The organism is Limibacillus sp., from assembly GCA_037379885.1.
Classification (GTDB): Bacteria; Pseudomonadota; Alphaproteobacteria; order Kiloniellales; family CECT-8803; genus JARRJC01.
Genome location: JARRJC010000092.1, coordinates 1 through 8,415, shown reverse-complemented (window position 1 = coordinate 8,415; position 8,415 = coordinate 1). Strand labels below are relative to the sequence as shown.

The 8,415-nt window shown below is 57.7% G+C and carries 8 protein-coding genes and 1 pseudogene; 7 read left to right on the top strand and 2 right to left on the bottom strand.

All coding sequences use genetic code 11. The annotated features are described in order from the left end of the window. Together P8X75_14595 and P8X75_14590 are read right to left on the bottom strand one after the other, a co-directional pair. Positions 1-318: DUF2924 domain-containing protein (locus P8X75_14595; GenBank protein ID MEJ1996410.1), on the bottom strand; the 318-nt coding region annotated here is incomplete at its 3' end. A 265-nt stretch (positions 319-583) separates the two neighbouring features. Next, a complete protein-coding gene (locus tag P8X75_14590) occupies positions 584-2,137 on the bottom strand; it encodes an AAA family ATPase (GenBank protein MEJ1996409.1) in 1,554 nt (517 codons plus the stop codon). 424 nt (positions 2,138-2,561) lie between these two features. On the opposite strand from P8X75_14590, the gene P8X75_14585 reads away from it, so the two are divergent. The 7 genes and pseudogenes from P8X75_14585 (at position 2,562) to P8X75_14555 (ending at position 8,324) form a co-directional block, all read left to right on the top strand. After that, complete coding sequence (locus P8X75_14585) at positions 2,562-2,771, top strand: hypothetical protein (GenBank protein MEJ1996408.1); 210 nt, start codon at positions 2,562-2,564, stop codon at positions 2,769-2,771. Beyond that, positions 2,768-4,048, top strand: coding sequence for a glycosyltransferase (locus tag P8X75_14580; protein MEJ1996407.1), 1,281 nt, complete (start codon positions 2,768-2,770; stop codon positions 4,046-4,048). The genes P8X75_14585 and P8X75_14580 overlap by 4 nt, the downstream gene beginning before the upstream one ends. Positions 4,049-4,130: 82 nt before the next feature. Further along, positions 4,131-6,390: pseudogene (gene ppsA / locus P8X75_14575) on the top strand (phosphoenolpyruvate synthase). Positions 6,391-6,407: 17 nt separating this feature from the next. Then, positions 6,408-6,770, top strand: coding sequence for an STAS/SEC14 domain-containing protein (locus P8X75_14570; protein ID MEJ1996406.1), 363 nt, complete (start codon positions 6,408-6,410; stop codon positions 6,768-6,770). Between the two features lie 621 nt (positions 6,771-7,391). Next, positions 7,392-7,799, top strand: a complete 408-nt coding sequence (locus P8X75_14565; protein MEJ1996405.1) for a hypothetical protein — start codon at positions 7,392-7,394, stop codon at positions 7,797-7,799. A gap of 112 nt (positions 7,800-7,911) precedes the next feature. Then, a complete protein-coding gene (locus P8X75_14560; GenBank protein MEJ1996404.1) occupies positions 7,912-8,043 on the top strand; it encodes a hypothetical protein in 132 nt (43 codons plus the stop codon). A 41-nt stretch (positions 8,044-8,084) separates the two neighbouring features. Beyond that, on the top strand, positions 8,085-8,324 hold the full coding sequence (locus tag P8X75_14555; protein MEJ1996403.1) for a DUF465 domain-containing protein: 240 nt from the start codon (positions 8,085-8,087) through the stop codon (positions 8,322-8,324). The last annotated feature ends 91 nt before the right edge of the window (positions 8,325-8,415 follow it).

The window sequence follows — 8,415 nt, the reverse complement described above, 5'->3', positions numbered from 1 at the left end:
CCCTTCTCCCAGGATCGTCACCTCGTGGACCTCGCGGCCCCAGCGTCGGATCAGGCGGGTGCCGGGCTTGTAGGCGGGGGTCGAGGCCGGGCGATAGTCCTTGTTGCGACCAACCGCCTCGGCAAGGGTGCGTAGCTCGCGGCGGGTCTTGCCGGAGAGCCCGCCGAGGCGTTTCTCCTGCAGACGGTAGGCGACGAAGGCCAGCAGCAGGTCGCGCCGGAAGCGCGGCGGCGCAGGGTGGCCATAAAGTGCTGACCAGAGGGCCTTTAACTGGTCACGGGACAGGTGATCTAGATCGTTGAGGGTCGGGGTCGGCATGGACCTTTGCTCTCCATAATCACCGTGGGGAGAGCATCCACGCTCCAATCAAGCGCGCAGTCCAGTCGAATGTCCGCTACTAGCCAATAGCGGACATCGGTTTGTGCACAGTGCAGCAGTTCCAATCGACTAGGGCCTGGCTTGACGGGCCATCCACTTACTGTGGGCTGGCCGGACTCAGAGATCCCAAGAATGAGGGGTGCGGTCCTTGGATGAGGGGGTCAAAGATAGTGTTGCAGCGCATTTCCGATTTTTGAGATTCTAGTCATTCTGTGAGCTTCTCGACCAAAGCCACAACGTCATGGGCAATGTCGCTTGGAGATCCTTCTGACGAAACCTGTGTCCAGGGAATGCTGCCAAGGTCGTAGGAGAGCTGCTCTTCCAGCACCGCTGCTTTAGCGTCTGACGCATCATCGCGACGCTCCTCGACGCGGTGGCGCAGCGTATCGACTGGGGCCTCGAGCCAGACGCCCAAAAATCTTGCCTTCTGGCCAACCGAGGCGATGGCGTCACGTTCCTCTTCGCGTGCATGGACGGCATCGACGATCACAGATTGCCCGGCCGCAATCAATGTAGCGGCCCTCTTCCTCAGTGAGGCATAAACGTCCTTACTGGTGCTGGGTTTGTAGGCATCTTCAGGCAGATGCTCCTCTGGTTCTTTTCCAAGAAGCCTCTTTCTTTCTTCGTCACTCCGGAGCACGACCGCGCCGGGTGGTCGTCCAAGTTGAGGAGAAAGCTCGTAGGCCACCGTTGACTTCCCAGAGCCAGAGAGGCCACCAACAGCGATAAGATAGACAGGCGTCGTTGCGAAAAACGCCACAGCGAGGTTCAGGTACTGCGCCGCCTCCTCTTCGAGGCTTTCTCGACGCGCTCGCCGCTCGCAAGAAGAGGCCAAAGCGGCCGAAACTTTGGCTCGGATCATGGCTCTTGTCGCCATGAACAGCGGCAACAGCTCAAAACCGTCATCATAGTCAGCGCTTCGAGCTGCCAGCCGGCAAAGGAATAAATTGGCTAGTGGCTGCAGACCTCGATGTATGAAATCCATCAGCAGAAAGGAGACGTCATAGAGGCAATCACCGGTCGCCAATTCGTCATCGAACTCAAGAGCATCGAAGATCAACGGCTTTCCCTCCCAAAGCACCACATTTCGCAGGTGAAGATCGCCATGGCAGCGGCGAACTAAACCGTGATGTGCCCTGTGACGGATCAGGTCCGCTCCTAGTTCAAGAGCGGCTTCAGCGGCCTCGGTCAAACGATCTAGTTTGTCCTTAGAGAATATATCCTCATGACTGCGCAGCTCCTCGAGGCTGGATGACACGATCCGGGCGAAGTGCTGTTTGGGGTGTAATAAATTAACGATCGGACTGCGGCCATGAAGCTCAAGAACCGCGTCCGCGAGATCGATGATCTGACGCCTTTCCAAGCATCCCTGAAGCGCCATCTGATCGAACAACGCCGATTGATCAAAACGTTGCATAACGATCAGCCAATCGACAATTTCACCCCGCGCTCCATCGAGGCAAAGTCTCCCATTGCCTGTTCGACGTATCGGCTTAAGGCCAAGATATAGACTGGGGGCGTTCCTAGTATTTAAGCGCAGCTCTGCCATTGCGGCCTGGTAACGTTTCTCCACTGTCGAAAAATCAAGATAGGGAAAGACAACGGAGCGTTTGAGCTTGTAGGCGCGTTCCCCGACTAAAAAAACACATGCGATGTGAGTATCAACCCGTTCTACAGCGTAACCGCCGTGTGTTTCCGGGTCTTCGAGAAATGAAATGATCTCAGCTTGAGGGTCTAACTCTTTACGGTGCTCATTCATTGCTTTAACCGAGGTGGGTGGTCAATCTGATACTTCTGACGCTTCGCCATTTGATACTCGTTTTTCTCACTAAGCATTGATCTGGAACAGGGTGACAGCCTTTTTGGTCCGATTGAGGTCCGGCGGTTTTTGACAATCCTTGGTGCTCGAATTTGCCGCTCCAAGCTTCACATTTCTAATGCCCAGTTTAAGCCAAAAGCGGCTTCAAAATGGCCGTTCAATCTTCGCTCAAAGAGGCTTCCCCGCCTCATGATTCACTTGAAAACAGCGATGGGGATGACGCGATATTTCACTCAAAAGAATATATTTGAGAATTCCAGAAGATATGCATGCAGCAGCATTAAAGGAATTGGGGCCAAACGGCGTGTTCTGAAAGACAAGATCTGTCGCCTACCTGTGAGCATCTAAATACAAGAACCCATATTTGATCGGGATCAATGTGCTGGCGGATTGGAAGGGTATTCTCAATCGACAAGCGTCCAGCTGTTCGGCAGATTCGCAAGGCGGGGCCGAAATGAGCGTTTTAAAGGCACTTTTCTCGATCTATCCGCAAGCTCCGGCTCAAATTCTGAGCATCGCGGCGCAGTTTGTCTGGCGCCAGCGTATTTCAGGTTTCTCAGGCATAACGACATGAGCGACGGAGCGACTATCCCAGCGGAAATGGAACTGGCTACGGTCGAGAGTTACGAATCGCTGATCGGCTCCGCGGCGGTCAACCGCCTTCTGGAAAAGGCGCGGCGCCTGCGCGATCTGCATATCGTCAACGTCAACTCCACCTACTACGGCGGTGGTGTGGCGGAGATCCTGTCTTCTTTGACCCTGCTAATGAACGCTGCCAGCATTCGCGCTGGCTGGCGGGTGCTTCAGGGGCGGCCCGATTTTTTTAGTGTTACCAAGAAGATGCACAACGCCCTTCAGGGCGCTGAAATCAACCTCAGCGACCTCAAATGCGACATCTATGAAGAGGTCGTCTATGAGAATGCGATGCGTATGCATCTGGATCACGACCTCGTCATCGTGCACGACCCTCAACCCTTGCCCCTGGTCAATTACTTCCGCAAAAAGGCGCCTTGGGTATGGCGCTGCCACGTAGATCTGACGAATCCTGACCGGCGCTTGTGGTCCTATCTGAGGCCCTTCATCGAGCGCTACGATGCCGTAGTTCTTTCTCATCCGGACTACGCGCAGAAGATCGATCCGCCACAACGTTTCATCATGCCGGCGATCAATCCCTTCTCGACGACAAACAAGGAGCTGAGCGAGAAGGAGATCGACGAACGGCTCGAGCACTACCGTATTCCCACAGATCTGCCACTCGTGGTGCAAATCTCGCGCTTTGACAGGTGGAAGGATCCACAGGGAGTGATCGAAGCTTTCCGCATCGCCCGAAAGGAGGTTGATGCGACGCTGGTGCTGGCCGGCAACGTGGCGACTGACGATCCGGAGGGACAGGAGATCTTCGAATCAATCTGCCTCTGCGGGGAAGACCGCATCCGGATTCTTTCGGTTCAGGATTCGGCATTGGTTAACGCCTTGCAGCGTCGCGCCTCCGTCATTCTCCAGAAATCGATCCGTGAGGGTTTCGGCTTGACCGTCACAGAGGCCATGTGGAAGGGGGCGGCGGTAATCGGCGGCAATGTCGGCGGCATCCGTCACCAGATTGTAGACGGTGTGAACGGCTTCCTTGTCGACAGCGTAGAGGAGGCGGCGGAGCGCATCGTCCTGCTCCTCAAGGACGGTGACCTGCGCAGACGGGTTGGGGAGAAGGCGAGGGGAACTGTGCGGGCGCGCTTCCTGATGACGCGGCTCATGGAAGACTGGATGGACCTCATCGAATCCTTCGAGCCAAACTTTCGCTTGCGAGGCGTGGCCTGCACGCAGCCGGGAGCGGAAGGAAACGGTAATGGCTAACCAATCGCCCGTTGTCTGGTTCGAGGAGACCGGGCGGCAGGACGTGGCTCGGGTAGGCGGCAAGAACGCCTCGTTGGGCGAGATGGTAGGACAACTCGGCGCCAAGGGTGTGAAGGTGCCGCCAGGCTTTGCCACCACGGCCCAAGCCTATTGGCAGTATGTGGGAGAGAACGGACTTCAGCGGGAGGTCCAGTCGGCGCTCGACGAGCTGGAGGCTGGGAAGGCAGGCCTAGCGGAGACCGGCGCTCACATCCGGCGCGCCTTCCTGCGTGGGGAATGGCCGCGAGAGGTAGCGGACGCGATTGCCAGGGCCTACCGCGAACTTTGCCAGCGCAGCGGGCGGGAAGATGCTGACGTCGCGGTGCGCTCCAGCGCCACGGCAGAGGACTTGCCCGATGCCAGCTTCGCCGGCCAGCAAGAGACCTATCTCAACGTCCGCGGGGAGCGCGCGCTTCTCGATGCCTGCCGGCGCTGCTATGCCTCCTTGTTCACGGACCGGGCGATCAGCTATCGCCAGGCCAGGGGCTTCGATCACCTGAAGGTAGCGCTCTCCGTCGGCGTTCGACACGGAGACAGGATTCGACAAGGTCGTACTGATCAACGCCGCCTGGGGGCTGGGCGAGAACGTCGTCCAGGGCGCTGTAGATCCTGACGAGTACCAAGTCTTCAAGCCTCTACTCGTCGACGAGGAGCTGGTACCGATCATTGAGAAGAAATGCGGCACCAAGGCGCGCAAGATGATCTATGCCGACGACACAGACGGGCCAACGCGCAATATCCCGACGTCCAAGATCGAGCGCGCCACCCTGGTGCTTGATGATGGCGATATACTGACCTTGGCACGCTGGGCCTGTCTCGTTGAGGAGCATTACGGCCAGGCCATGGATATGGAGTGGGCGAAGGATGGCGAAAGCGGCGAACTCTTCATTGTCCAGGCGCGCCCCGAGACCGTGCAGTCGCGCCGCGAAGCGAGCGAGCTCAAGACCTACCGGATCAAGGACAAAGGCCGCAGGCTTGTCAGCGGCCTCAGCATCGGCGATGCGGTCGTGGCCGGAAAGATATGCGTGATAGAGAGCGCCCGCGACATCGACAGCTTCGTCGATGGCGGGGTGCTGGTGACCGAGACCACGGATCCGGACTGGGTGCCGATCATGAAGCGAGCGACAGCTATAGTCACGGACCATGGCGGTCGCACTTCACACGCCGCCATTGTCAGCCGCGAATTGGGCTTGCCCGCGGTGGTCGGTACGGGTGACGCGACCCGTTTGCTGCACGATGAGCAACAAGTGACAGTTTCCTGCGCCGAGGGGGACGAAGGTTTTGTCTACGAGGGGTTGGCGGACTTCGAGGTGGAGGAACTCGGTCTCGACGATATTCCGGAGACCGAAACACAGATAATGCTGAACCTCGCCAATCCGGCCGCAGCCTTTCGCTGGTGGCGCCTCCCGGCCGATGGTGTCGGCCTGGCGCGGATGGAGTTCGTGATCAATAACCAGATCAAAGTTCATCCTATGGCTCTGCTGGGCTACAACGGCCTGGAGGACGAGTCGGTGAAGCGGCGGATTGCTGAACTGACCGCCGGCTATGACGATAAGGCAGAGTATTTCGTCAACAGTCTCACTCTGTCGTTGGCCCGCATCGCGGCGGCGCAGTATCCGGCGCCGGTGATCATCCGGATGAGCGACTTCAAGACGAACGAATACGCCAACCTTATTGGTGGCGCTCAGTTCGAGCCGCAAGAGGAGAACCCGATGCTCGGCGTCCGGGGTGCCTCTCGCTACTATTCGGCACGCTACCGCGAGGGTTTCGCCCTTGAATGCTGCGCCATCCGCCGTCTGCGTGACACCATGGGGTTGACCAATGTGATCGTCATGATCCCCTTCTGCCGCTCCACCAAGGAAGCTGACCGTGTGTTGGAGGCAATGCGGGAGAATGGCCTTCAGCGCGGCGACAACGGATTGCAGGTCTATGTCATGTGCGAAATCCCCTCGAACGTGATCCTGGCCCGGGAGTTTGCCGAGCGCTTCGACGGTTTTTCCATCGGCAGCAATGACCTGACCCAACTGACCCTGGGTGTCGACCGGGATTCCGAGGCGTTGTCGGAACTTTTCGACGAGCAGGACGCGGCGGTCAAGTGGATGATTCGCCACGTAATCGAGGAGGCGCATGGCGCCGGCGCGAAAGTCGGACTCTGCGGCCAGGGGCCCAGTGACCATCCCGAGTTCGCAGAGTTCCTGGTGGCCTGCGGCATCGATTCCATATCGGTCAGCCCCGACAGCTTCCTGGCGGTCAAGCGCCATGTCGCTGCAGCAGAAAGTAACAGGCTATCGCCGCCCTTTTAGAAACTTCGGAGGATACAATGATTGAGATTCTCGAAGGTTTTCCTGGAAATGTTGTCGCCATTTCCGGGAGAGGGCGGATTACCAGGGCCGACTATGAAAGCGTGCTTATCCCCGCAGTTGAGCGGGCGCTGAAAGAGCAGGACACAATCCGTCTATACTATGAGATCGGCGCTGACTTCGAGGGCATAGATCCCGGCGCTGCCTGGGAAGACTTCAAGGTCGGCATGGAGCATCTCTATCGCTGGGGCCGCGCCGCAGTGGTTACCGACGTGGATTGGATCCGTACCACCATGAAGGTCTTTGGCTTCATGCTCCCGATCGAAATCAGGCTGTTCCCGCTATCCCATGCAGCCGAGGCGCGTGATTGGGTCAGCACTTAGTGGATCCGGGATGCTGATATGAGTGAATATCGCCAGGATATGACAACTGGGGCGTGGGTGATAGTGGCGCCGGAGCGAGGTTTTCGGCCGCGGCTCTGGCAGCACGGCGGCGGGAGGCCAGCTGCGCGGCTGCCGTCCCATGATTCCGCTTGCCCCTTTTGTCCTGGAAATGAGCGCCTGCTTCCGGGGATCATCGAGGAAGTCCCCAGCGACGTGTCGCCCGGCTGGACGTTGCGGGTGGTGCCCAACAAGTTTGCGGCAGTCTCCCCCGCGGCCAAACCTAGGACGCCGCCCGAACAGGTCGGTTGGGGTCAGCCTGGCTACGGCTTTCACGAGGTTCTTATAGAGTCCAGCCGCCATGATAGTGATCTTGTGGAATACTGTGACTCTAATTTGTGGGCTTTGGCGCAGAGCTACCGGCGACGCTACATCGCGCTCGCTGGAAGGCCGGATACAAGAGCAACCTTGTTGTTTCGCAACCGCGGTCGATTAGCTGGCGCCTCCCTTGCGCACCCGCATTCTCAGCTCATTTCCGTAGCCGTGACACCGCCGCGCCTGAGAACAATCCGCGATTGGATGTACGCACAATACAGCCGGTACGGCTGCTGCGTCACATGCAAGATGCTGGAGACCGAACTAGTCGAGGGAACGCGGGTTGTTGAGAAGACCGAAAGCTTCGTCGTCCTAGTGCCCTACGCCGCCGCGAACCCTTTCGAGATGTGGCTCCTGCCACGATGTCATCAGGCGTCTTTCGGGCGTATGGATGATGTCGAACTGCGAGAGTTTGCCATCATATTGCAGGGTTCGCTGCAGCGCCTTAAAGCGGTCTTGGATGATCCACCCTACAACTTCGTCGTAGAATCTTGGGAGCCAGCAGACAACGACTTCGCCCATTGGCGCTTGCGGATTGTGCCGGGTCTGACGACACCGGGAGGCTTCGAACTGGGCTCGGGACTAGCGATCAATCCCAACTGCCCGGCGGACGACGCGGAAGTCTTACGTACCGAGAGCGCGATGGCGGGCGCATAGCCCAAGTCGCGCCGTGGAAGGTTAAATTGACGGCGGATCTGCGGCATAGCTTCAACCTCGCCGTTCCACATTTGGGACTCTCGGAGGCACATCTAGTGTTGTGGAGATCGGCATGAGCGAACTACGCGCTCTTGCCACAAGCATGATGATCCTGAGCAATGGAAAATGGGTCGACTTTCTCGGCATTCCGAGAGACCGGGATCATTTGATCTGCCTCAACGCGCAAAACCGAGAGATCCTTTAGAAAATTCTAATGTAAAGTCGCTATTTTCGAAGGGAAAGATCATGAGCCATCCCCCCGATAAGCTTGAGGATGAGTTTCCCGAACTATGCAGGCGGATCCACGATCTTGAGGCCAGAAACGGCCACTTTGAGCGCATGAACCGTGAATACTGCCGTGTAAACCGCAAGATCCATCACATCGAAGTCCATCAGAATAACCTTGAGGACGAAGTCCCTGATTACCTGAAGAGAAAGCGTCTAGCTCTAAAGGACGAATTGCTCGTCATGCTTCAAGGCGTTTGACGGATTGGCGGCGATCTATTTCGCCGTGTAGAGCCTGGCCATGCCCCAAGGATGGGTAGATGATCGAATTTGCGAATGTCCGCTTCTAGCC